At 58.4% G+C, this 21,223-nt stretch carries 28 protein-coding genes and 1 riboswitch; of the genes, 8 read left to right on the forward strand and 20 right to left on the reverse strand.

Going from position 1 to position 21,223, the window contains the following annotated elements:
* Positions 1–149: 149 nt before the first annotated feature.
* The gene (locus tag IPM89_08645; GenBank protein QQS53003.1) at positions 150–1,205 is read left to right on the forward strand and encodes a folate-binding protein YgfZ; all 1,056 of its coding nucleotides are present in this window, start codon (positions 150–152) and stop codon (positions 1,203–1,205) included.
* 72 nt (positions 1,206–1,277) lie between these two features.
* Here the strand turns inward: IPM89_08645 and rnt are convergent, their stop codons facing one another.
* The 4 genes from rnt to IPM89_08665 are packed head-to-tail and all read right to left on the reverse strand — an operon-like array spanning position 1,278 to position 3,142.
* Positions 1,278–1,916 (reverse strand): ribonuclease T, encoded by a 639-nt coding sequence (gene rnt / locus IPM89_08650; protein ID QQS53004.1) that lies wholly within the window; start codon positions 1,914–1,916, stop codon positions 1,278–1,280.
* Between the two features lie 50 nt (positions 1,917–1,966).
* A complete protein-coding gene (locus IPM89_08655; protein ID QQS53005.1) occupies positions 1,967–2,404 on the reverse strand; it encodes a molybdenum cofactor biosynthesis protein MoaE in 438 nt (145 codons plus the stop codon).
* A gap of 3 nt (positions 2,405–2,407) precedes the next feature.
* On the reverse strand, positions 2,408–2,641 hold the full coding sequence (locus IPM89_08660; protein ID QQS53006.1) for a MoaD/ThiS family protein: 234 nt from the start codon (positions 2,639–2,641) through the stop codon (positions 2,408–2,410).
* A gap of 30 nt (positions 2,642–2,671) precedes the next feature.
* Entirely contained in the window at positions 2,672–3,142 is a 471-nt protein-coding gene (locus tag IPM89_08665) for a hypothetical protein (protein QQS55851.1), read from the reverse strand.
* Positions 3,143–3,446: 304 nt separating this feature from the next.
* On the opposite strand from IPM89_08665, the gene IPM89_08670 reads away from it, so the two are divergent.
* The 3 genes from IPM89_08670 (at position 3,447) to metF (ending at position 7,174) form a co-directional block, all read left to right on the forward strand.
* Entirely contained in the window at positions 3,447–4,607 is a 1,161-nt protein-coding gene (locus tag IPM89_08670; GenBank protein ID QQS53007.1) for a methionine adenosyltransferase, read from the forward strand.
* A 75-nt stretch (positions 4,608–4,682) separates the two neighbouring features.
* Positions 4,683–4,763: riboswitch (S-adenosyl-L-homocysteine riboswitch) on the forward strand.
* A 17-nt stretch (positions 4,764–4,780) separates the two neighbouring features.
* On the forward strand, positions 4,781–6,199 hold the full coding sequence (locus IPM89_08675; GenBank protein ID QQS53008.1) for an adenosylhomocysteinase: 1,419 nt from the start codon (positions 4,781–4,783) through the stop codon (positions 6,197–6,199).
* Between the two features lie 108 nt (positions 6,200–6,307).
* Positions 6,308–7,174 (forward strand): methylenetetrahydrofolate reductase [NAD(P)H], encoded by an 867-nt coding sequence (gene metF, locus IPM89_08680; protein ID QQS53009.1) that lies wholly within the window; start codon positions 6,308–6,310, stop codon positions 7,172–7,174.
* Positions 7,175–7,283: 109 nt separating this feature from the next.
* On the opposite strand, the gene IPM89_08685 is transcribed toward metF, so the two are convergent.
* Both IPM89_08685 and IPM89_08690 read right to left on the reverse strand, forming a co-directional pair.
* Positions 7,284–7,829: a hypothetical protein gene (locus tag IPM89_08685; protein QQS53010.1), complete on the reverse strand. Its 546-nt coding sequence runs from the start codon at positions 7,827–7,829 to the stop codon at positions 7,284–7,286.
* Positions 7,830–7,837: 8 nt separating this feature from the next.
* Positions 7,838–8,392 carry a hypothetical protein gene (locus tag IPM89_08690; protein ID QQS53011.1) on the reverse strand — a complete coding sequence of 185 codons (555 nt, stop codon included), beginning with the start codon at positions 8,390–8,392 and terminating at the stop codon, positions 7,838–7,840.
* 378 nt (positions 8,393–8,770) lie between these two features.
* Here IPM89_08690 and IPM89_08695 point away from each other — a divergent pair, with 378 nt between their 5' ends.
* From IPM89_08695 to IPM89_08710, 4 genes are all read left to right on the forward strand, one after another.
* Positions 8,771–10,930 (forward strand): adenosylcobalamin-dependent ribonucleoside-diphosphate reductase, encoded by a 2,160-nt coding sequence (locus tag IPM89_08695; protein QQS53012.1) that lies wholly within the window; start codon positions 8,771–8,773, stop codon positions 10,928–10,930.
* 357 nt (positions 10,931–11,287) lie between these two features.
* Positions 11,288–11,974, forward strand: a complete 687-nt coding sequence (locus IPM89_08700; protein ID QQS53013.1) for an NrdJb — start codon at positions 11,288–11,290, stop codon at positions 11,972–11,974.
* Positions 11,975–11,999: 25 nt separating this feature from the next.
* Positions 12,000–13,034, forward strand: coding sequence for an NAD(P)H-quinone oxidoreductase (locus IPM89_08705; protein ID QQS53014.1), 1,035 nt, complete (start codon positions 12,000–12,002; stop codon positions 13,032–13,034).
* 307 nt (positions 13,035–13,341) lie between these two features.
* A complete protein-coding gene (locus IPM89_08710) occupies positions 13,342–13,515 on the forward strand; it encodes a hypothetical protein (GenBank protein ID QQS53015.1) in 174 nt (57 codons plus the stop codon).
* A gap of 182 nt (positions 13,516–13,697) precedes the next feature.
* Here IPM89_08710 and rplQ read toward each other — a convergent pair whose 3' ends face one another.
* The 14 genes from rplQ to rpsN form a co-directional block, all read right to left on the reverse strand.
* The gene (rplQ, locus tag IPM89_08715; GenBank protein ID QQS53016.1) at positions 13,698–14,072 is read right to left on the reverse strand and encodes a 50S ribosomal protein L17; all 375 of its coding nucleotides are present in this window, start codon (positions 14,070–14,072) and stop codon (positions 13,698–13,700) included.
* 72 nt (positions 14,073–14,144) lie between these two features.
* The gene (gene rpoA / locus IPM89_08720; protein QQS55852.1) at positions 14,145–15,248 is read right to left on the reverse strand and encodes a DNA-directed RNA polymerase subunit alpha; all 1,104 of its coding nucleotides are present in this window, start codon (positions 15,246–15,248) and stop codon (positions 14,145–14,147) included.
* A 20-nt stretch (positions 15,249–15,268) separates the two neighbouring features.
* Positions 15,269–15,889: a 30S ribosomal protein S4 gene (gene rpsD / locus IPM89_08725; GenBank protein ID QQS53017.1), complete on the reverse strand. Its 621-nt coding sequence runs from the start codon at positions 15,887–15,889 to the stop codon at positions 15,269–15,271.
* 15 nt (positions 15,890–15,904) lie between these two features.
* Complete coding sequence (rpsK, locus tag IPM89_08730) at positions 15,905–16,294, reverse strand: 30S ribosomal protein S11 (GenBank protein ID QQS53018.1); 390 nt, start codon at positions 16,292–16,294, stop codon at positions 15,905–15,907.
* A 42-nt stretch (positions 16,295–16,336) separates the two neighbouring features.
* On the reverse strand, positions 16,337–16,693 hold the full coding sequence (gene rpsM / locus IPM89_08735) for a 30S ribosomal protein S13 (protein QQS53019.1): 357 nt from the start codon (positions 16,691–16,693) through the stop codon (positions 16,337–16,339).
* Positions 16,694–16,789: 96 nt separating this feature from the next.
* Complete coding sequence (rpmJ, locus tag IPM89_08740) at positions 16,790–16,903, reverse strand: 50S ribosomal protein L36 (GenBank protein ID QQS53020.1); 114 nt, start codon at positions 16,901–16,903, stop codon at positions 16,790–16,792.
* A gap of 56 nt (positions 16,904–16,959) precedes the next feature.
* Positions 16,960–18,288: a preprotein translocase subunit SecY gene (gene secY / locus IPM89_08745; protein ID QQS53021.1), complete on the reverse strand. Its 1,329-nt coding sequence runs from the start codon at positions 18,286–18,288 to the stop codon at positions 16,960–16,962.
* Between the two features lie 5 nt (positions 18,289–18,293).
* Entirely contained in the window at positions 18,294–18,728 is a 435-nt protein-coding gene (gene rplO / locus IPM89_08750; protein ID QQS53022.1) for a 50S ribosomal protein L15, read from the reverse strand.
* A 4-nt stretch (positions 18,729–18,732) separates the two neighbouring features.
* Positions 18,733–18,915: a 50S ribosomal protein L30 gene (gene rpmD / locus IPM89_08755; GenBank protein QQS53023.1), complete on the reverse strand. Its 183-nt coding sequence runs from the start codon at positions 18,913–18,915 to the stop codon at positions 18,733–18,735.
* A 5-nt stretch (positions 18,916–18,920) separates the two neighbouring features.
* A complete protein-coding gene (gene rpsE, locus IPM89_08760; protein QQS53024.1) occupies positions 18,921–19,430 on the reverse strand; it encodes a 30S ribosomal protein S5 in 510 nt (169 codons plus the stop codon).
* 12 nt (positions 19,431–19,442) lie between these two features.
* Complete coding sequence (gene rplR / locus IPM89_08765) at positions 19,443–19,817, reverse strand: 50S ribosomal protein L18 (GenBank protein QQS53025.1); 375 nt, start codon at positions 19,815–19,817, stop codon at positions 19,443–19,445.
* Positions 19,818–19,826: 9 nt separating this feature from the next.
* Entirely contained in the window at positions 19,827–20,399 is a 573-nt protein-coding gene (gene rplF / locus IPM89_08770) for a 50S ribosomal protein L6 (GenBank protein ID QQS53026.1), read from the reverse strand.
* Between the two features lie 12 nt (positions 20,400–20,411).
* Positions 20,412–20,810, reverse strand: a complete 399-nt coding sequence (gene rpsH, locus IPM89_08775) for a 30S ribosomal protein S8 (GenBank protein QQS53027.1) — start codon at positions 20,808–20,810, stop codon at positions 20,412–20,414.
* A 100-nt stretch (positions 20,811–20,910) separates the two neighbouring features.
* On the reverse strand, positions 20,911–21,216 hold the full coding sequence (gene rpsN / locus IPM89_08780; protein ID QQS53028.1) for a 30S ribosomal protein S14: 306 nt from the start codon (positions 21,214–21,216) through the stop codon (positions 20,911–20,913).
* Positions 21,217–21,223 lie beyond the last annotated feature (7 nt).

The raw sequence follows: 21,223 nt of genomic DNA on the forward strand, positions 1-21,223 counted from the left end.
TTGCGGCAACGGGGTTATTTTAGTCTATATTTCGTCGGGTTATTATGCCAGCCACAGCCCTTGAACGCAACGAGTCGGCGACGCGCCGATAGCCGTAACCCGCGAATTATGCTTAAATTAACCAGTTAATAACATTAGGATTCCATTGAATGAACGCCGAGTGGAGCGCTTTTCTGCAACAGGCCGGCGCCGTGCTGACGGCGGATCGGGCATCGCACTTCGACCGACCGGAATCCGAGTTGCGCGCGGCGCTGGATGGCAATCTCCGTTGTGACCTGTCGCACTTGGGGTTGATCGCCGTCGCTGGCTCCGACAACGAGCGTTTTCTGCAAGGACAACTCACCTGCGATGTCCGACAAGCCACATCGGAGCACAGCCTGGTCGGTGCGTTTTGCAGTCCCAAGGGCCGGGCGCTGGCCAGCTTCCGGATGTTCCAGCACGGTGGAGATCTTTATCTGGAACTGCCCAGGGAACTGTTGGAATCCACTTTGGCGCGTTTGCGCAGGTATCTGCTGCGAGCCAAGGCCACGTTGACAGACGCCAGCGACGCGCAGGTTGGAATCGGCGTCGCCGGACCGAACGCCGCCACCCGGCTCACCGAGATTCTGGGTGGGGTGCCAGCGGCGGTGAACGAAGTCGTTCAAGTCGTCGCTTCGGAATCGACGGGCATCACCTTGATCCGTCTACCCGGCCCAACGCCCCGTTTCGAACTGCATGGAGCGATGCGGGAAATACAAACCGTGTGGGAGGCGCTGGGAACCGCGTTCACACCGGTGGGAGCGGAACCGTGGCGGTTGCTGGATATCCTGGCCGGCATTCCAACGATCTATCCGGAAACCGTGGAAACGTTTGTGCCACAGATGCTCAACCTGCAATTGCTAGAGGGGATCAGCTTTCAGAAGGGCTGCTACACCGGGCAGGAAGTGGTCGCGCGCACTCACTATCTCGGCAAACTGAAACGGCGAATGTATTTGGCGCGGGTGGACAACCCAAGCCCGCCCCGGCCCGGCGATCCCTTGTTCTCTCCACAGACCGATGTCAGCCAGAGCGCCGGCCGACTGGTCGATGCCGCCAGACACCCGGATGGGGGCTATGCGGTGCTGGCGGCGGCGCTGATCGAATGCGCCGAGCATGGCGTGCTGCAACTGGGTGATGCCAACGGGCCGATGCTGCGCTTGGAGCGACTGCCTTACCCCTTCGAGTAATCGACGCAAAGTCGCCGCCGGGGCCTCTAAAATCGGATACATGGAAACCGCCAGCCACGAGTTCGGAACCGTTCAATCCTCGGCCGGACTCCAACCCCCCATATCCTGCCAACGGTTGACGATCCGGCAGAACAGTTCGGCCGTGCGCTCGGCGTCGTAAATGGCCGAATGTGCCTCGCGCTCATTCCAGGGAATGCCCGCCGCCCGCAATGCCCGAGCCAGCACCGTCTGCCCGTAGGCCAGACCCGCCAGTGATACCGTATCGAAGCTGCTGAAGGGATGGAAAGGGTTGCGCTTGATCCGGGCACGCGCCGCCGCCGCGTTCAGGAACGCCAGATCGAAGAAGGCATTGTGGCCGACCAGAACGGCGCGGGTGCAGCCGGTTTCTCGAACTTCCCGCCGTACCTCCCGAAAGATCGCATCCAGCGCCTCGCTTTCCGGCACCGCGAAGCGGAAGGGATGGTCGGGATCGATGCCGTTCACCGCCATCGAGGCCGGGTCCAACCGTGCGCCGGGAAACGGCTGCACATGATGGGCCAACGTTCCGACCGGGCGCAGATAACCCTGCCAGTCCATGCGTACCATCACGGCGGCGATTTCCAGCAGGGCATCGGTCTGAGCGTTGATGCCGCCGGTCTCGACATCCACGATCACCGGCAAAAAACCTCGAAACCGGCCGGCGATGAGGGGATTGGGAGTAGGTTCGTTCATTGCGGCAGCATAGCGGATCGCCGGCGGCGGTGCATCCGTGTCCAACCGGCTCAGCCCGGCGTGTTATGTTCCACCCAGCGCGATCCGGTGGCGGTGGTCTCGCGTTTCCAAAAAGGCGCCTTCGACTTCAGTTCCTCCATGATGGACCGGCAAGCCGAAAAAGCCGCGGCCCGATGTTCCGCCCAGACCGCCACCAGCACGATGGGATCGCTGGATCGCAATTCACCGACCCGGTGTACCACCAACACTTCCAGCAACGGCCATTCCCGGCTGGCGGTTTCAACGATGCGCCGAAGATATTTTTCGGTCATGCCCGGATAGTATTCCAACACCATGCCCTGTACTGCTTCCCCATCGTTGAAATCACGCATCGTGCCGATGAAAATCGCCGTCGCGCCACATCGGCCCGCCAACCCGGCCGACATGCGCTGATGACGTTCCAGTTCCATCAGGGGCTCAAAAGATGTTTCCCGCAATTCGACCCGCATGCCCTACCCTCCGGTCACTGGCGGAAAGAACGCCACCTCGTCGCCATCACGCACCTCGTGTTCCAATCCGGCATATTCCGTGTTCACCGCCGCCAAGGCATTCGGCGGCAACGGCATCTCCCGATGCAGCGCCGCCCAAACCCCGGCGACCGTCAAGCCGTCGGCGGCATCCAAGCGATCCTCGGCGCGACCCACGCGGTCACCCAGGCTGGCAAAGTATCTAACATGAACGGACATACGCTTGCCTCCTTAGCAATGATCATTGGATCACCCCGATCCATCCCGCCGCAACCGCCAGCGAGGGCGTTCGTCAAGATCGATCAAGCCGTGTTGCAGCAGCCACCCGCGAGCATCCTCGGCGTCCCGTTCGAACCAGGCGCGAGCCGAACCCAGGCGGAAAGAATAACCCCAGGCATCCATATCGGCGAACATTCGCAATCGCCCAGCCCCTGGCAGCTCGTCCGCCAACAGGATTTGCAGATAGCAAACCCCATTTTCCTCAATACAGTCGCCGCTGGCATCGGTATGCAATCGCGCTCGGCGGTCGGCATCCATGCAGATGTAGTGACAAGCTTCGTGCAGAGCGGAATGCACCGGCGTGTCATCGCGCACGAACAGACAATCACCGACCAACCCTGCTTCCGAATCGCCCCAATAGCTGCCGGGAATCTCGCGCTTGGACGGGACCTGCTCCACACACAATCCATAGCGCCCCAGCAGCGCCATCAACGTTTCCATCCGCTCGCATCCCAACTCGGCGCAGGTCAACACCGCCATGATTAATCGCGACACATCCTCTCCACTCCGCAACTTCGTCCGTTGCAACCAACTTGCGGGACAACAGTCGATATGTGACTTGGAACTGTTGCCACGATGTTATCAGCCCTCAATCATCAAATAACAAAATCGCATAAGAAATTAGAATGAAAATGCAGCATTTTCCGGTTAGACTTGCGGTTTTCCGGTAATTGTCCGCCATTTCGGCGAACGAAATAATGAAATTCTGCTTGTTGCCGCCCTTGTTTGAAGGATACGTTATCTCATGAGCCGAACTCATCTATTCACCTCCGAATCCGTCTCCGAAGGACATCCGGACAAAATCGCCGACCAGATTTCCGACGCCGTGCTCGACGCCATCCTCGCCGAGGATCCCAAGGCCCGCGTCGCCTGCGAAACCCTGATCAAGACCGGCGTGGTCGTGCTGGCCGGCGAAATCACCACGTCAGCCTGGGTGGATTTCGATCGGATCGTACGTGACACCGTCGTCGATATCGGTTACGACAACTCCAATGTTGGCTTCGACGGCGCGACCTGCGCGGTGCTGTCCTGCATCGGCAAACAGTCGGTCGATATTGCCCAGGGCGTGGACCGTAAAAGTCCAGAGGAACAAGGCGCTGGCGATCAGGGTTTGATGTTCGGCTATGCCTGCAACGAAACCGATGTGCTGATGCCCGCACCGATCACTTACGCTCATCGCCTGGTGCAGCGGCAGGCGGAGATGCGCAAGCGTGGCGTACTATCCTGGTTGCGACCCGACGCCAAAAGCCAGATCACTTTCCGCTATCAAGGCAACGACGTGGTGGGCATCGAAGCGGTGGTGCTCTCCACCCAACACGATGCGGATATCAGCCACAACCTGCTGCGCGAGGCGGTAATGGAAAATATCATCCTGCCGGTGCTGCCGGCCGAGTGGCTGGACAAGCATACCCAGTACCACATCAACCCGACCGGTAGCTTCGTGATCGGCGGGCCAGTGGGCGACTGCGGGCTGACCGGGCGCAAGATCATCGTCGACACCTACGGCGGCTCGGCGCATCACGGCGGTGGCGCCTTTTCCGGCAAGGACCCGTCCAAGGTCGACCGTTCCGCCGCCTACGCGGGTCGTTACGTCGCCAAGAACATCGTCGCCGCCGGCTTGGCCGACAAATGCGAGATCCAGGTGTCCTACGCCATCGGCGTGGCCGAACCGACTTCGATCAGCATCAACACCTTCGGCACCGGCAAGATCGACGAAGACCGGCTGGTCGACATCGTGCGCGGCCACTTCGACCTGCGCCCCTACGGCCTGGTGAAGATGCTCGACCTGATCCGGCCGATTTTCCGCAAGACCGCCGCCTACGGCCACTTCGGCCGCGAAGAGCCGGAATTCACCTGGGAACGCACCGACAAGGCCGAGGCGCTGCGGGACGCGGCGGGCCTGTAAACCCGGTCACGGGCGTGGCGCTTTCAGCCAGCGGTACCGGCTCGCTCGATCTCTGACTTCAAGTTTTTCTCGCCTCCCGCCGAGGGGCGCTGCAGCGGTTTTTACCGTCAGGCTCGGCGTGGGATGGCTTTCAAAAGCCAACGGCGCCCGTTCAATCGTATGGAGTGTACGTTATGAACGCCGTCGTGCGCGAAAAAACCACTGTTGACTATCAAGTCGCCGATATTGCCCTGGCGGACTGGGGCCGCAAGGAAATCGCCATCGCCGAAACCGAAATGCCCGGCCTGATGGCGGTTCGGGCCGAATACCGGGACCGGCAGCCGCTCAAGGGCGCTCGTATCGCCGGCTCGCTGCACATGACCATCCAGACCGCCGTCCTGATCGAGACCCTGGCCGAACTGGGCGCGGACGTGCGCTGGGCCTCTTGCAACATTTTCTCGACTCAGGATCACGCCGCCGCCGCCATCGCCACCGACGGCATTCCGGTGTTTGCCTACAAGGGTGAATCGCTGGACGAGTACTGGGATTTTACTCATCGCATCCTGGAATGGCACGACGGTGGCACACCGAACATGATCCTGGACGATGGCGGCGACGCCACTTTGCTGGTCACGCTCGGCGCCCGCGCCGAACAGGATCGCTCGCTGATTGCCAATCCGAGCTGCGAGGAAGAACAAGTCTTATTTGCCGCTATCCGCAAGCGGCTGGAAAGCCAACCCGGTTGGTACTCAAAGATCCAGGCCAACATCAAGGGCGTCACCGAGGAAACGACGACCGGTGTCCACCGCCTGTATATGATGGAAAAGGAAGGCCGGCTACCCTTCCCCGCCATCAACGTCAACGACTCGGTCACCAAGTCCAAGTTCGACAATCTCTATGGCTGCCGTGAGTCGCTGGTGGACGGCATCAAGCGCGCCACCGACGTGATGATTGCCGGCAAGATCGCCGTGGTGCTGGGCTACGGCGATGTCGGCAAGGGCTGCGCCCAGAGCTTGCGCGGCTTGGGTGCCACGGTGTGGGTCACCGAAATCGATCCGATCTGCGCCCTGCAAGCGGCAATGGAAGGCTACCGGGTCGTCACCATGGACGAGGTCTGCGCGCTGGCGGATATCTTCGTCACCACCACCGGTAACGTTAGCGTCATCACCCACGACCACATGGCCCGAATGAAAAATCAGGCCATCGTCTGCAATATCGGCCATTTCGATTCCGAAATTGAGGTCGCCAGCCTGAAGAAATATCGCTGGGAAAACATCAAACCGCAGGTGGATCACATTATCTTCCCCGACGGCAAGCGCATCATCCTGCTGGCCGAGGGGCGGTTGGTGAACCTGGGTTGCGCCACCGGCCATCCCAGTTTTGTGATGTCCAACTCCTTCACCAATCAGGTGCTGGCGCAGATCGAACTATTCACCCGGGACGGACAGTACGAAAACAAAGTCTACGTGCTGCCTAAGCACCTCGATGAAAAGGTGGCGCAACTGCATCTGGGCCGGATCGGCGCCAGGCTGACCGTGCTCACGCCGGAACAGGCCGCGTATATCGGTGTTGCCGTGGACGGGCCTTACAAACCGGATAGCTATCGCTACTGATTTGTAGCCCCAAGAGCCGGAGGTGGATATCGGCAGCCATCTTCCTCCGGCGTCTGTTCCCCGGATGTTCCCCTTCGTATTCCGTCTGACCCCCTTGCCATACCCGTCATGGACTCCCAAAAACGCCATTCAAAGGTTTTCAGTTGCGAATTCTTCCCCCCCAACACCGATGAAGGGATGCACAAGTTATTCGCCGCCCGCAAAGCGCTGATGCGAATGCAACCCGCCTTTTTCTCTGTCACTTACGGCGCTGGCGGCTCCACCCGCGAACGCACCTTACAGGCAATTCAGACCATTCAAGCGCACAGCGGAGCGGATGCCGCGCCCCATCTGACCTGCGTGGCTTCCACCCGCTCGGGAACCCGGGAAATTCTGGCTGGCTACCGAGCCCAAGGCATCCATCGCATCGTTGCCCTGCGGGGCGACCTTCCCTCGGGGATGCGCGAATTTGGCGAATTGCGCTACGCCAACGAATTGGTGGCATTCATCCGCGCCGAAACCGGCGATCATTTTCACATCGAAGTCGCCGCTTATCCGGAATATCATCCGCAAGCACCGAACACCGAACGAGACCTGCTCCACTTCAAACATAAAGTCGAAGCCGGCGCCAACGGGGCCATTACCCAATATTTCTACAATTCGGATGCCTATTTCCGCTTCGTGGACGACTGCGCAAGCTTGGGAATCGATCTACCGATCGTGCCCGGCATCATGCCAATCACCAATTTCACTCAATTAGCACGGTTCTCGGACAGCTGCGGGGCGGAAATTCCACGCTGGATCCGCAAGCGACTGGAGGGCTTCGGCGATGACCGCGACGCCATCCGTGCCTTTGGTCTGGATGTGGTCACCGATCTTTGCCGGCGCCTGCTGGAAGGCGGCGCGCCGGGCCTGCATTTCTACACGATGAACCAGGCTGGGCCGACGCTGGCCATCTGCGAACGACTGGGACTGACCACGCCGCGCAGCGAATAACTTGATCAAGGAAACGGCAAACGCCCTTCCGTCGAAACAGAGGAAGCGCGTTTGCCGTGAGAGGGGGCGAAACGGGAAGAACGAAAAATGGATTCGCCCGTTTTCTGGCTTATTGAGCGGCCACCAGCGCTCTGGCATCCGGCCCGAGCGGCAGCACGTAATCATGCGCGGCCAGCACCTGATTATCCGTTGCCCGAATCAGGCGGGCATTCACAAATACCGACTGCCGACCAACCGCGTAGGTACCGGCAATCACCGCCGCCGCGTTATGCGACTGGCTGACTTCCTTGACCGAGCGCGACAACGCGAATTCGCCGGCGCCTTCGGCGACGTAGATATTGTTGCGCATCTTGATCTCGATCACAGTGAAGCCCTGTTGCGCGAACCGGGAACCAATCTGCTCACCGATAACCCGCCCGAGACCAGACGATGTCTCGAGATTATTGATATCCACAAACGTGGCCGCCAACAATGGTTCATTTCGCTCCTTGAGCCAAGGGGTTCGCACCAGGAGGGCATCGGCCGCGCTGTAGTTCTGCTCAACCAGATTTGCGTCCCGAATGATCGGCCGCGTCGGGGTGTCATCCATGGAGGCGCATCCCACGATACCCAAGCCGAGAATGGCCAGCAGCGCAACCGCGCCACGCAAGATCATATTCCCATTCATGGTCCGACCACCTCTATGATACGGCTAGCCGAGGGTTGCATGGCGATGTACTGGCTCTTGTCGCCGATGTAATAAACATTGCTATACCGAATCAAATAACGTTCAGCGTTCATCACCGAAACATTCAGAATGACTTCATGTTTCGTGGTTTCCGGTAGCCGGTCCGTCACCACCTGCATGTCGTAGGAAACCGGATAACCCACCGATGGGTTGGTGGTGACGACGAATCCCCGTTCCACCAGATGCGTGGTCAACAAATTGTAGAACGCCCCATCCGCACTGCTTTCGTATCGAGGCTGTTGGACGTATAGCGCGATGATCGGACGATCATCCTGAGCGGCGGTCGGCTGGCCCTCACCCTGCTCAAGACTTGGACCGATCAGCGCATCATAGATCCAGTTGGCTACGTCGATCGCCATAACATCCCAGTGATGCGCCGATTGCATCTTCTGCTGGTATGTGAGCGGATAACCTGTTTCGACGGGCATCGGAGTTGTGCAGGCCCCCAGCCCGAGGCAGAGGATGACAAGAAGGGCACTAGAGATCTTCATGGTTTCTCCCTCGGTTTTTATATCCGTTATTAACGGTACCCATTAGAGTTTAGCCGGTTATACCACTGGCGCCACCCCTTGACAACTAAGGTTTCCAACCATCGCCGTCTCACGAACCCAGCACCAATACAGGGATTGCCGATCGTTAACGGTCAAAACATCTCCATCCCGGGTCGATACACATTATATAGTGGTTAATATTCCATAAAACACATCATATAGGAATTTTGCCTGGAATTTTTCTCTGCATCCTCTAGAATCTGGTAGCCTGAATCGTGAGGCGTACCCGCTGTCGCCAACCGAACGACGATGCCCAAATCATGGCAGACACCGCCTCCAGTCCACGCTCAAGAACCTGCTCCCGGAGACTCCCGGCTCATGAAGACCGCTTACCTCAAGCCCATTGACCGTCCGACCGCCGCCGCCGACGTGCCAATGCAACCGGCATCCTGGGATATCTGGGACCAAAAGTACCGCCTCAAGGCCAAGGATGGGCAAATGATCGACGAGACGATCGACAGCACCTACCAACGGGTGGCCTTGGCGCTGGCCGAGGTCGAAACCACGCCGGAGCTGCGCGAGCACTGGAACGAGAAGTTTCTGTGGGCCTTGCGGCATGGCGCCATCCCGGCGGGACGCATCATCTCCAATGCCGGCGCCTGGGAGCACAAACCCGCCACGTCCACCATCAACTGCACGGTATCCGGAATCATTCAGGATTCCATGGACGATATCCTGCGCAAGGTGCATGAAGCGGGACTGACGCTGAAGGCCGGCTGCGGCATCGGTTACGAGTTCTCCACGCTGCGCCCGCGCGGCGCCTATGTCTCGGGCGCCGGAGCCTACACCTCCGGACCGCTGTCCTTCATGGATATCTACGACAAGATGTGCTTCACCGTGTCGTCGGCGGGTGGACGGCGGGGCGCGCAGATGGGAACCTTCGATATCGGCCATCCGGATGTAATGGAGTTCATCCGCGCCAAACGCGAGGCCGGCCGATTGCGGCAGTTCAACCTGTCGCTGCTGATCACCCGGGAATTCATGGAGGCCGTCCAGCAGGATGCCGATTGGCTACTGGCGTTTCCGCTGCTCGCCAAGGAAGCCGAACAGGATCGGGTTGATCTCAACGACACCCACCAGATTGTCTGGCGCGAGTGGCCGACCACGAATGGCTTGATCGTCAACGACGACGGGAAAGTCGCCTGCAAAGCTTACCGAAGCATCCGCGCTCGTCGCCTGTGGGACGTGATCATGTCCTCCACCTACGACTATGCCGAACCGGGATTCATTCTCATTGACCGGGTCAACGAGATGAACAACAACTGGTTCTGCGAAAACATCCGGGCGACCAATCCTTGTGGCGAACAGGCACTACCGCCCTACGGCTCGTGTCTGCTCGGCTCGATCAACCTGACGCAGTTCGTCCAGAACCCTTGCGCCCCAAAGGCCCGGTTCGACTGGGAGACCTACCGGAACGTGGTGGCCATCTTCACCCGCATGCTCGATAACGTGGTGGAAATCAACGGCCTACCACTGGAACGACAACGGCAGGAGATTTTCAGCAAGCGCCGGCACGGCATGGGCTATCTGGGCCTGGGTTCCACGTTGACCCTGCTCGGCATCCGCTATGGATCGCCGGAGTCGCTGGCCTTTACCGAGGACGTCACTCGCGAAATGGCCCTCAGTGGTTGGCGCGTCGCGCTTGAACTCGCTCGAGAAAAGGGTGCGGCCCCCATCCTCGAACAGGAGTTCACCGTCACCACGGAAATGTTGCACAAGCGCCCGGAAATGGTCCGCGACGGGCTTAAGGAAGGCGATCGGGTTCCCGGCCGTATCCTGCACGCCCGATACAGCCGCTACATGCAGCAAATCGCCGAAATCGATCAAAACCTCGTTAACGAACTCGCCGAAGTGGGCGCGCGCTTCACCCACCACAGTTCCATCGCCCCGACCGGTACGATCGCGCTGTCGCTGGCCAACAACGCCAGCAACGGCATCGAACCCAGCTTCGCCCACCACTATTCTCGCAACGTGATCCGCCCCGGCAAGAAATCCAAGGAAAAAGTGGATGTCTTCTCCTTCGAATTGCTGGCCTATCGACACCTTATCAATCCCAAGGCCATCCCCGACGCCGAATCCTCCGAAGAGCAATTGCCCCCCTGCTTCATCACCGCCGACGACGTGAGTCCCAAACAGCATGTGGATATCCAGGCCGCCGCCCAGAAATGGATCGATTCCAGCATCTCCAAAACCGCCAATGTCCCCCCTGATTTCCCCTACGAGGATTTCAAGGACATTTATCGGTACGCCTACGAACAGAGACTAAAGGGCTGCACCACCTTCCGCTTCAACCCCGAGGCGTTCCAGGGCGTGCTGGTCAAGGAGAAGGATCTGGAAAACACCTTGTACCGCTTCAAACTCGAAGATGGCAGCGTGCTGGAGGTCAGGGGCAACGAGGAGATCGAGTACGATGGAGAGGTTCACTCGGCGGCGAACCTGTTCGACGCGATTAAGGAGGGGTATTACGGGAAATTCTAGGCTTCAAAAACACATGGGGACCAAGCGCCAACTCAGTCCCCATGCGTGAGGAGACATTTTAGCAACCGAGCGTCTCCCCTATGGTCGTATTTGAGGTCAAATACAGGGTAAGGATAGCTGTTCTTATCCTTTATGCCATAGTTTTAAGGCTCGGTTGACCTAATTTTTACGGAGGTCACCCCGTGCTTTTATTTAAGGCTGTATTTGTTAACAAGTATTTCAGGTTTAGGCTTGGCAGGTGGGAGCGTGTGAGAGCGCACTGGCGTAGCCCTCCCTCCCACTAACCTTGTCTTGATCCTATAAGACTCTGTAGCCCCTATGCGATATAGGGGCTACTTTATTTGGAAAGGAGGGTTCATGGCCATCAAGATCGACAAGAAAATCGTCGCTTACAGCGTTGTCAAACCCGACGACACGCCGCCTACACCGATGAACCGTTCGCCAGCCGCCCTGCAACACATGCACGAAAGCCTGGCCCGCCCCGAGATCCTGCCTGGCGCCACCTACAAGGTGAAGACGCCGCTGTCGGATCACGCGCTGTATATCACCATCAACGACATCGTGCTTAATCAGGGTACCCCGGACGAAATTCGCCGTCCGTTCGAAATCTTCATCAACTCCAAGGCGATGGAGCATTTCCAATGGATCGTCGCCCTGACTCGCATCATCTCGGCGGTATTCCGCAAGGGCGGCGACGTGACTTTTCTGGTGGAAGAACTACGCTCGGTGTTCGACCCGAAAGGCGGCTACTTCAAAAAGGGCGGCAAATACATGCCCTCCCTAGTCGCGGAGATCGGCGATGTGATTGAATCCCACCTGCGCTCAATCGGCATGCTCAAGGAAGACGGTCCCGACGAACACCAGCGCCAGTTGATCGAGGAACATCGCAACAAGTACGAAGCCAGCATGAAGGCGGTCGAAGACGCCGGCACCAGCGGCTTTCCACCGGAAGCCACCCTCTGCGGCAAGTGCCAAACCAAAGCGGTCATCGTTATGGATGGCTGCCTGACCTGCCTGAACTGTGGCGATTCCAAGTGCTCCTGAACCAACCCGAACCTGAGATCGCACTATGACCCCGATACTGCCCGAACTGATGACCGCCATCGAAATCACTGAACCCGGCGGTCCCGACAGGCTGGCGCCCAAACAACGCCCGGTCCCGCAACCCGCCACCGGCGAAGTCCTGATCAGGGTAACCGCCGCAGGCGTCAATCGTCCCGATTGCCTGCAACGTCAGGGTAGTTATCCGCCGCCGCAGGGCGCTTCCGACATCCCGGGACTGGAAGTCGCCGGCGCCATAGCCGCGCTCGGCCAAGGCGTGGACAACTGGCGGATCGGCGACGAGGTCTGCGCCCTGCTGACCGGCGGCGGTTACGCCGAATATTGCACCGCGCCCGCGCCTCAGTGTCTACCCATCCCGGCCGGATTGACCTTGCAACAGGCCGCCGCCCTACCGGAAACCTTCTTTACCGTCTGGAGCAACGTCTTCGACCGCGCGCGACTGCAAGCCGGCGAAATCCTGTTGGTTCATGGCGGTGCCAGCGGTATCGGCACCACCGCGATCCAACTGGCCACGGCATTGGGTTCGCGGGTATTCGCCACGGTTGGCGGCACCGAAAAAGTCCAAGCGTGCCTGGATTTGGGCGCCGAGCACGTCATCAACTACCGCGAGCAGGATTTTGTCCAAACGGTTAAGGAGATCACACGCAACCGGGGCGTGGATGTAATCCTGGATATGGTCGGCGGCGACTACATGCAGCGTAACCTGAGCGCACTGGCGGTTGAAGGTCGATTGGTTTTTATCGCCTTCCTGCGCGGCGCCAAGGTGGAACTAAATCTGGCGCCGGTGATGATGAAGCGGCTGACCATCACCGGATCGACCTTGCGTGCCCGACCCATCGCAGACAAAGCACCCATCGCCGCAGCCTTGCAAAAGACAGTCTGGCCGCTACTCGCCGGTGGCGCGATTCGGCCGATCATTGACCGGGTTTTCCCTTTTACCGAAGCTGCCGCCGCTCACGCCCTGATGGAATCCAACTGCCATGTCGGCAAGATTTTATTGCAGGTTGACGGATCACTGGCTGCAACCCTGCCCTCGCCCTAACCCAGCACGGCTGTCCCGGCAGCGAGCGAAGGAAAGATACCGTGCTCACGGAAATTTGATCAAAAGACTGCGACAAGCAAGCATCCTGCATTGCAACAAAATTATATCTATACTGTCATAGTGATCTGGTTGTTCCAGATCAAGCAAGTCGTGGTGCAACCAGCATCGGGACCCGTTCGGCTACCTAATATCTCCCAGCGGCCTGTCGCAGGTCAGGTGAGGGTTAGCACGATAAGATACTAAAGGACGAAACAGTTTGGTCAAGCAGTCGGCCAGTGTTTTTTGTTACAGGTGAGAGGTTAAAATCATGCGCGGCGTCTATAAATCTCAGCACCCATTCTTGTGGTTCGAAGAAAACGGCTGGTGGTTCAAGGTATTTGGCGAGTGTTTCGGGCCTTACCCAGAGTTACCTGAAGCGCGCTATAACCTTTTGGTGATTCAAGGGTTGAGCCAACAACTACGCCAAGCCATCGCCAAATAATGGAGCGTCTATCAGGAATCCCTTTCATTTAGCTCAGGTTTCAGCAGTCAACCGATAAATTGGATTGCTCGTCTGGTGTTGACTAACGGCAATTCAGTTTCGAAACGATCATCCTGGCCCCGCAATAAAAAAACCGGGCTTTGAGGCCCGGCTCGGTTTTGCAACTGGATACGAAGCCTGACTCATTCGCCCGCCGCATCGGGGCGATCCATCAACTCGACATAAGCCATCGGTGCATTGTCGCCAGCCCGAAACCCGCATTTCAGAATACGCAGATAACCACCTGGACGCGACTGATAGCGCGGCCCCAACTGATTAAACAATTTGGTCACCACATCCCGGTTGCGTAATCGATCAAAAGCCAGCCGACGATGAGCCACACTATCCTGCTTCGACAGCGTGATTAATGGCTCAGCTACTTGACGCAATTCCTTGGCCTTAGGCAGGGTGGTGCGAATGAGTTCGTGGGTAAGCAACGAAGCAGCCATGTTGCGCAGCATGGCTTTGCGATGGCTGCTGGTGCGGTTCAATTTGCGACCGGCTTTGCGATGGCGCATGACAATTATTCCTTAAGACTTAAAATCGGGCAGTCAATAATCATTGAATACAGGGAAAATCCAGGGCCAATCTTATTCGGTATCGGTATCGGCATCGATATCCACAGCTTTCGAACCCACTTCCTCCTGCAGAGGTCTATCCGCTTCGGCCGCCGCTCCAGCAGCGCGTCGCGCCGCCGCACGCTCTTCCGCTTCCATGCTCAGATTTGGCGGCGGCCAATTATCGACCTTCATTCCCAAAGCCAGCTTATACTTGGCTAACACATCCTTGATCTCGGTCAACGATTTCTTGCCGAGATTGGGGGTTTTGAGAAGCTCCGCCTCGGTTCTCTGCACCAGATCGCCGATATAATAAATATTCTCCGCCTTCAGGCAGTTAGCCGAACGCACAGTCAGCTCCAGATCATCTACTGGCTGCATCAGGACCGGATCGATATCCACCGGCGGCGGCGGCAATGGTTCGTCTCTTTTACCCTTAAGATCCACGAACACAGACAGTTGATCCAGCAGGATTCGGGCTGCCGTGCGAATCGCCTCTTCCGGATCGATGGTACCGTTGGTTTCCAGATTCAGAATCAGCTTATCCAAGTTGGTGCGCTGTTCGACACGAGCACTCTCAACCCGATAACTGATCCGCTCAATTGGGCTGAACGAAGCATCCAAGCGCAACCGGCCGATCGGCCGAGATTCGCCATCGGACCCTTCCCGCTGAGCCGCCGGCCAGTAACCACGACCTTGCTCGATCTTGAGCCTCATGCCCAACTCGCCGCTCTTGGTCAGGTGTGCGATGACGTGCTCCGGATTGATGATCTCGACGGCGTGGCTCTTCTCGATATCGCCAGCCGTGACCGGTCCTGGACCTTTCTTGGTCAGCGTTAAGCTCGCCTCGCTCACCCCTTCCTGCAGGGTGACCGCCACACCTTTTAGGTTGAGGAGAACGTCGATCACATCCTCCTGCACACCCTCAATGGTGGAGTATTCATGCAACACCTGATCAATTTCACACTCGACAATCGCGGCGCCCGGTATGGATGAGAGTAAAATCCGCCGAAGGGCGTTACCGAGGGTATAGCCAAACCCACGCTCCAGCGGCTCCACACTCACCCGCGCCAACCGCGGCGTTAGCTTTTCCACCTCGACGCGGGTTGGTTTTAGTAAATCAAAAGCACCCACCATCCGTTCCCCCTCGGGGTCGATCACTTGGAGTACAGCTCTACAACCAGGGATTCGTTGATATCCGGTGGCAGATCACCACGATCGGGGATTCGCTTGAACACCCCGCTCATCTTGCTGGCGTCTACTTCGACCCAATCCACGAAACCATGACCTTGAGCCAGTTGTAGCGCGTACTGAATACGGGTCTGAGTGCGACTCTTTTCATGAATCGCCACCACATCTTCCGGCCTGACCTGATAGGAAGGAATGTTGACTCGCTGACCGTTGACGGTAATCGCCCGGTGAGAAACCAACTGGCGGGCTTCAGCGCGAGTGCTGCCAAAACCCATGCGGTACACAACGTTGTCCAGCCGGCACTCCAGCAACTTCAGCAGGTTTTCACCCGTAGAACCTTTGCCACTGGCCGCTTTCTTGTAGTAATTCAGAAATTGCCGTTCCAACACGCCATAGATGCGCCGCAATTTCTGTTTTTCGCGCAACTGCATTCCGTAATCGGAAAGACGGGGGCGCCGCGCGCCATGCTGGCCCGGCAACCGTTCCAGATTGCACTTGGATTCCAGCGGACGGGCGGTGGACTTCAGAAACAGATCCACGCCTTCCCGGCGGCTCAGTTTGCACTTTGGGCCTAGATATCTCGCCACGGTATAACTCCTGAACTAAACGCGACGGCGTTTCGGGGGACGGCAACCGTTATGAGGAATAGGCGTTACGTCCATAATACTCATGACCTTGAAACCGGCGGCATTCAGCGCGCGCACGGCGGATTCCCGACCGGGTCCAGGTCCCTTGACGTTGACTTCCAAGTTCTTGAGGCCAAATTCCTTCACCATATTTCCAACCCGCTCGGCGGCAACCTGTGCCGCAAACGGGGTGCTCTTGCGTGACCCACGAAAACCGGAACCTCCCGATGTGGCCCACGCCAGCGCGTTGCCCTGACGATCCGTGATCGTAATGATGGTGTTATTGAACGAGGCGTGAATATGCGCGATGCCATCCACGACATTCTTTTTGACGCGCTTGCGCGTCTTGGTAACCGGTTTTGCCATGCTCCAACCTATGCCAATGGGATTCCAGAAAGTGCCGCTGGTCTACTTGCGAACCGCGCGGCGCGGACCCTTGCGCGTCCGTGCGTTGGTTCGGGTGCGCTGGCCACGTACCGGCAAGCCGCGCCGGTGGCGCACGCCGCGATAGCAACCCAAGTCCATCAATCGCTTGATGCTCATGGACACTTCGCGGCGCAGATCGCCTTCCACGATGTGTTTGGTGACTTCGGCACGCAACGCATCCACCTGTGCCTCATCCAGATCACGGACCTTGATGTCCGGGGCGACATCGGCCGCCGCACAGATTTGGCCAGCACGAGTCTTGCCGATCCCATAGATAGCCTGCAGCGCGATCACCGCATGCTTGTTGACCGGAATGTTGATACCTGCAATACGGGCCATGCCTTGAAGTTCCTCCCACCGTGCCGGGTGTTCATCACGCAAAGAAGCGGGAATTTACCCCACTCGGCGATGTAGATCAATATAAACGAATCGATTTTATCCCTGCCGTTGCTTGTGACGGCCATCCTTGCAAATCACCCGAACCACGCGATCACGGCGGACGATTTTGCAATTACGGCAAATTTTTTTGACCGAGGCGCGTACCTTCATGACTGTTCTCCAAAATCAGCGAATATCGCGTGGGAATAAAGATGGGTGGTTTTTGCTCAACGCAGCAGGCTTTGGCCCTTGAAGCTGCTCTTTTTCAACAGACTTTCGTACTGATGCGACATCAGATGCGCCTGGACCTGAGCCATGAAATCCATAACCACCACCACGATAATCAACAACGAGGTGCCACCAAAATAGAACGGCACTCGCCAGTACAGGATCAGGAACTCCGGTAGCAAGCAGACGGCGGTGATATAGAGGGCTCCGACTAGTGTCAGCCGAGTCAGCACCTTATCGATATACGCCGCCGTCTGCATGCCCGGCCGAATACCAGGAATGAATGCCCCGGATTTTTTCAGGTTGTCGGCGGTTTCCTTGGAATTGAAAACCAGCGCCGTGTAGAAAAAGCAGAAGAAAATGATCAGACCGGCATACAACAACACGTACAGCGGCTGTCCCGGTGACAAGGTCGAACTGATGTCGCGCAACCACCCCATGTTGGGCGCATTGCCAAACCAACTACCCAGCGTCGCTGGAAACAGAATCAGGCTGGATGCAAAGATCGGTGGTATCACCCCGGACATGTTCAACTTCAACGGCAGATGGGTAGTCTGGGCGGCGTACATCCGCCGCCCCTGCTGGCGTTTGGCATAGTTGACCGTGATGCGCCTCTGTCCTCGTTCGACGAATACCACGAAGCCGGTCACCATGACCGTCAACGCTAGCAGAAACAGCACCAACATCACATGCAGCTCACCTGTACGCGCCAATTCCAAGGTGCCGCCCACCGCATGCGGCAAACCCGCAACGATACCGGCGAAGATCAGCATGGAAATACCATTCCCGATGCCACGTTCGGTCACCTGCTCGCCCAGCCACACCAAAAACATGGTGCCGGTCACCAGCGTCACCGTGGCGGTCATGAGGAAACCGATACCAGGCGCGATCACCACCGAAGTGCTGCCCACCGTCTGACTTTGCAGCGCGATGCTGACGCCGATCGCCTGGAAGGCCGCCAGCGCCACTGTCAGATAGCGCGTGTAGCGAGTCAGTGTATGGCGACCGGCGGCACCACCCTCCTTGCGCAATTGTTCCAGCGACGGCACGACCATGGACATGAGCTGCAGGATGATCGAGGCCGAGATATAGGGCATCACCCCGAGCGCGAACAGGCTCAATCGACCCAAGGCACCGCCCGAGAACATGTTGAACATGTCGAGAATGGTGCCGCGCTGCTGGCTGAACAACTGCGCCATGGCGTTCGGATCGATGCCCGGCACCGGAATATGCGCGCCGATGCGAAACACGACCAGCGCCCCCAGCAAAAACAGCAGGCGCTGGCGCAGTTCGGTCATTTTGCCAAGATCCGGCAGGGCAGTCGCCATCGTCGCTACTCGTGGATCGTTCCGCCGGCCGCCAGTAATGCGGCCCTGGCGCCTTGCGTCAGCGCCAAACCGCGCAAGATCAACGGCTTATTCACCGTTCCGGAAAGAATGACTTTGGCTTGCCTGGCAAAAGCCGGCACGAGATTAGCCACCTTAAGCGCCGCCAAATCGACCACCTCGGCCGTCACCTTGGCAAGATCGCGCAACCGTACCTCGGCGGTGTATCGGGCGGTCATCGAGCGGAAACCACGTTTGGGTAGCCGCCGTTGCAAAGGCATCTGGCCACCTTCGAAACCGACCTTATGGTAGCCCCCGGCTCGGGCGTGCTGGCCCTTGTGACCGCGGCCACCGGTCTTGCCAAGCCCAGAACCGATACCTCGTCCGAGCCGTTGCTTGTCAGGCCGGCTGCCGGGCGCCGGCTTGAGAGTGTTAAGTCGCATGGATTCAGGCCTCCTCGACTTTCAGCAGATAGGAAACTTTGCGGATCATACCGCGGTTCTCCGGGGTATCGATGACCACCGAACTCCCGTGCAACCGCCGCAGCCCCAGTCCGCGTACGCAGGCTTTATGTGCGGCCAAGCGGCCATGCACGCTCTTGACTAGAGTGACTTTCAGCTTGTCGGCCATGTCCCTCAACTCCGAATTTCGTCCACATTCTTGCCGCGCTTGGCAGCCTGATAATCGGGCGCCTTCATGGTGCTCAGCCCGCGAATGGTCGCCCGCACCACATTGATCGGATTGCGCGAACCGATGCACTTGGCCAACACATCCTTGACCCCCACCACATCGAACACAGCACGCATGGCGCCGCCGGCGATGATACCGGTGCCTTCGGAAGCCGGTTGCATGAACACTCGCGCCGCACCGTGCTCCGCCGTGACGGGATATTGCAAGGTGACGCCGTTCAACGGCACGCTGCACATGTTCTTACGTGCCTTGTCCATCGCTTTCTGGATGGCCATGGGTACCTCACGGGCTTTGCCATAGCCCAAACCGACTCGGCCATTGCCGTCGCCTACCACGGTCAGCGCCGTAAAACCAAACTGACGACCGCCTTTGACAACTTTGGCCACACGGTTGACGGTGATCAGTTTTTCCTGCAAACCGTCGGAATTCTGGGTGCTTTCTACATTCGTCGCCATGCTGTTTGTTCCTTAAAACTCCAGGCCGTTTTCGCGGGCAGCTTCAGCCAACGCCTTAATCCGGCCGTGGTACTTGAAACCGGAGCGGTCAAACGCGACCCGGGTGATACCGATGGCCTTGGCCTTCTCGGCAATCGCCTTGCCCACCGCCTTGGCCGCATCGACATCGCCCGTGCTCTTCAACATCTGGCGCAGCGCCGACTCCAAGGTGGACGCGGCCGCCAAAGTCCGATCACCGGTCGGCGCTGGGTTGATCAACTGAGCGTAGATGTGACGGGGTGTGCGGTGCACGCACAACCGGCAAACACCCAGTTCGCGGATCTTGAGCCGGGTCCGCAACCCACGCCGCAGGCGCGTGGTTTTTTTGTCGGCTGCTTTCTTATCCATGGCAAGTCCTTACTTCTTCTTGGCTTCTTTCAGGATGATGGTCTCGTTCGCGTAGCGTACCCCCTTGCCCTTGTAAGGCTCCGGTGGCCGGTAGGCGCGGATCTTGGCGGCGACTTCGCCGACCTGCTGCTTGTCTATTCCGCGGACGACCACCTCGGTCTGGGTGGGCGTCTCGATGACGATGCCTTCCGGTATCTTGAACTCGACCGGATGAGAAAAGCCGAGAGTCAAATTCAGCACCTTGCCTTGCGCCTGAGCACGGTAGCCGACACCGACCAGTTGCAGCTTGCGTTCGAACCCCTGGGTGACCCCAATCATCATATTGTTGAGCAAGGCACGCATGGTGCCGGTCATCGCCCGGTGCTTGGGATCATTGGTAATCTGGTATGGATTGACCACCAAAGCATCGTCGTGCTGCCGGATCGCCACCCATGGATGCACATGGATCTCGGCCGAACCCTTCTTACCTTTGAGAGTGACGTGTTGACCATCGATGGCCACAGTTACTCCGGCCTGCACAACGACCGGCTGCTTACCGACGCGCGAGACACGGATTTGCTTTTCCTTGATTTCGGTTGCCATGATGCCGCTCCTTTACGCCACGAGACACAATACTTCGCCGCCGTGGCCGGCGGCGCGGGCCGCGCGGTCGCTCATCAATCCCTTGGAGGTGGACACGATGGCCACGCCCCAACCGCCCATCACCTTGGGCAGTTCATCCTTGCCGCGGAACACCCGTCGGCTGGTACGGCTGACCCGCTCGATCCGATCGATCACCGGCCGGCCCTCGAAATACTTGAGGGTAATGGTCAATTCAGCCTTGCTGGGAGCGATTTGCGTGATCGCGAAATCGCTGATGTAACCCTCGTCGCGCAGCACTTGGGCGATCGCCGCCTTCAGCTTGGAGGCCGGCATACCAACCTGAGCCTTGGCCGCACGTTGGGCATTACGGATGCGTGTCAGCATATCCGCGATGGGATCTGTCATGCTCATGTTCTAAAACAACTCCACATGGTCAGTATCGGGTCTTCCACCAACAGCGGAGCCAACCCTGAACTTAAGCGTTTTCTCCGGCCATCCAGGGCCGGAACATTCACCAGCTGGCCTTGCGCAAGCCCGGCACGTCACCACGCATCGTGGCTTCCCGCAGCTTATTGCGACCCAGACCGAATTTGCGATAGAAGCCATGCGACCGGCCGGTCAATCGGCAACGGTTGTGCAGCCGTACCGGGCTTGCATCGCGTGGCAAGACCTGCAGCCGCTTTTGCGCCTCCCGCCGTTGCTCGTCGCTGCTGGCTGGATCGCGAATCGTTTCCTTGAGCGCGGCACGCCTGGCGGCATACTGCTCTACGGTACGAACTCGTTTGGCCTCGCGGTTGATCATGCTCAGTTTTGCCACAGACTCA

The sequence above is a fragment of the Candidatus Competibacteraceae bacterium genome, assembly GCA_016699715.1.
In the GTDB taxonomy this organism is placed as follows: Bacteria; Pseudomonadota; Gammaproteobacteria; order Competibacterales; family Competibacteraceae; genus Competibacter.

Coding starts and splice junctions, on each gene's coding strand:
- IPM89_08645 (QQS53003.1), top strand. CDS start 150: ATGAACGCCGAGTGGAGCGCTTTTCTGCAACAGGCCGGCGCCGTGCTG.
- rnt (QQS53004.1), bottom strand. CDS start 1,916: ATGAACGAACCTACTCCCAATCCCCTCATCGCCGGCCGGTTTCGAGGT.
- IPM89_08655 (QQS53005.1), bottom strand. CDS start 2,404: ATGCGGGTCGAATTGCGGGAAACATCTTTTGAGCCCCTGATGGAACTG.
- IPM89_08660 (QQS53006.1), bottom strand. CDS start 2,641: ATGTCCGTTCATGTTAGATACTTTGCCAGCCTGGGTGACCGCGTGGGT.
- IPM89_08665 (QQS55851.1), bottom strand. CDS start 3,142: ATGGAAACGTTGATGGCGCTGCTGGGGCGCTATGGATTGTGTGTGGAG.
- IPM89_08670 (QQS53007.1), top strand. CDS start 3,447: ATGAGCCGAACTCATCTATTCACCTCCGAATCCGTCTCCGAAGGACAT.
- IPM89_08675 (QQS53008.1), top strand. CDS start 4,781: ATGAACGCCGTCGTGCGCGAAAAAACCACTGTTGACTATCAAGTCGCC.
- metF (QQS53009.1), top strand. CDS start 6,308: ATGGACTCCCAAAAACGCCATTCAAAGGTTTTCAGTTGCGAATTCTTC.
- IPM89_08685 (QQS53010.1), bottom strand. CDS start 7,829: ATGATCTTGCGTGGCGCGGTTGCGCTGCTGGCCATTCTCGGCTTGGGT.
- IPM89_08690 (QQS53011.1), bottom strand. CDS start 8,392: ATGAAGATCTCTAGTGCCCTTCTTGTCATCCTCTGCCTCGGGCTGGGG.
- IPM89_08695 (QQS53012.1), top strand. CDS start 8,771: ATGAAGACCGCTTACCTCAAGCCCATTGACCGTCCGACCGCCGCCGCC.
- IPM89_08700 (QQS53013.1), top strand. CDS start 11,288: ATGGCCATCAAGATCGACAAGAAAATCGTCGCTTACAGCGTTGTCAAA.
- IPM89_08705 (QQS53014.1), top strand. CDS start 12,000: ATGACCCCGATACTGCCCGAACTGATGACCGCCATCGAAATCACTGAA.
- IPM89_08710 (QQS53015.1), top strand. CDS start 13,342: ATGCGCGGCGTCTATAAATCTCAGCACCCATTCTTGTGGTTCGAAGAA.
- rplQ (QQS53016.1), bottom strand. CDS start 14,072: ATGCGCCATCGCAAAGCCGGTCGCAAATTGAACCGCACCAGCAGCCAT.
- rpoA (QQS55852.1), bottom strand. CDS start 15,248: ATGGTGGGTGCTTTTGATTTACTAAAACCAACCCGCGTCGAGGTGGAA.
- rpsK (QQS53018.1), bottom strand. CDS start 16,294: ATGGCAAAACCGGTTACCAAGACGCGCAAGCGCGTCAAAAAGAATGTC.
- rpsM (QQS53019.1), bottom strand. CDS start 16,693: ATGGCCCGTATTGCAGGTATCAACATTCCGGTCAACAAGCATGCGGTG.
- rpmJ (QQS53020.1), bottom strand. CDS start 16,903: ATGAAGGTACGCGCCTCGGTCAAAAAAATTTGCCGTAATTGCAAAATC.
- secY (QQS53021.1), bottom strand. CDS start 18,288: ATGGCGACTGCCCTGCCGGATCTTGGCAAAATGACCGAACTGCGCCAG.
- rplO (QQS53022.1), bottom strand. CDS start 18,728: ATGCGACTTAACACTCTCAAGCCGGCGCCCGGCAGCCGGCCTGACAAG.
- rpmD (QQS53023.1), bottom strand. CDS start 18,915: ATGGCCGACAAGCTGAAAGTCACTCTAGTCAAGAGCGTGCATGGCCGC.
- rpsE (QQS53024.1), bottom strand. CDS start 19,430: ATGGCGACGAATGTAGAAAGCACCCAGAATTCCGACGGTTTGCAGGAA.
- rplR (QQS53025.1), bottom strand. CDS start 19,817: ATGGATAAGAAAGCAGCCGACAAAAAAACCACGCGCCTGCGGCGTGGG.
- rplF (QQS53026.1), bottom strand. CDS start 20,399: ATGGCAACCGAAATCAAGGAAAAGCAAATCCGTGTCTCGCGCGTCGGT.
- rpsH (QQS53027.1), bottom strand. CDS start 20,810: ATGAGCATGACAGATCCCATCGCGGATATGCTGACACGCATCCGTAAT.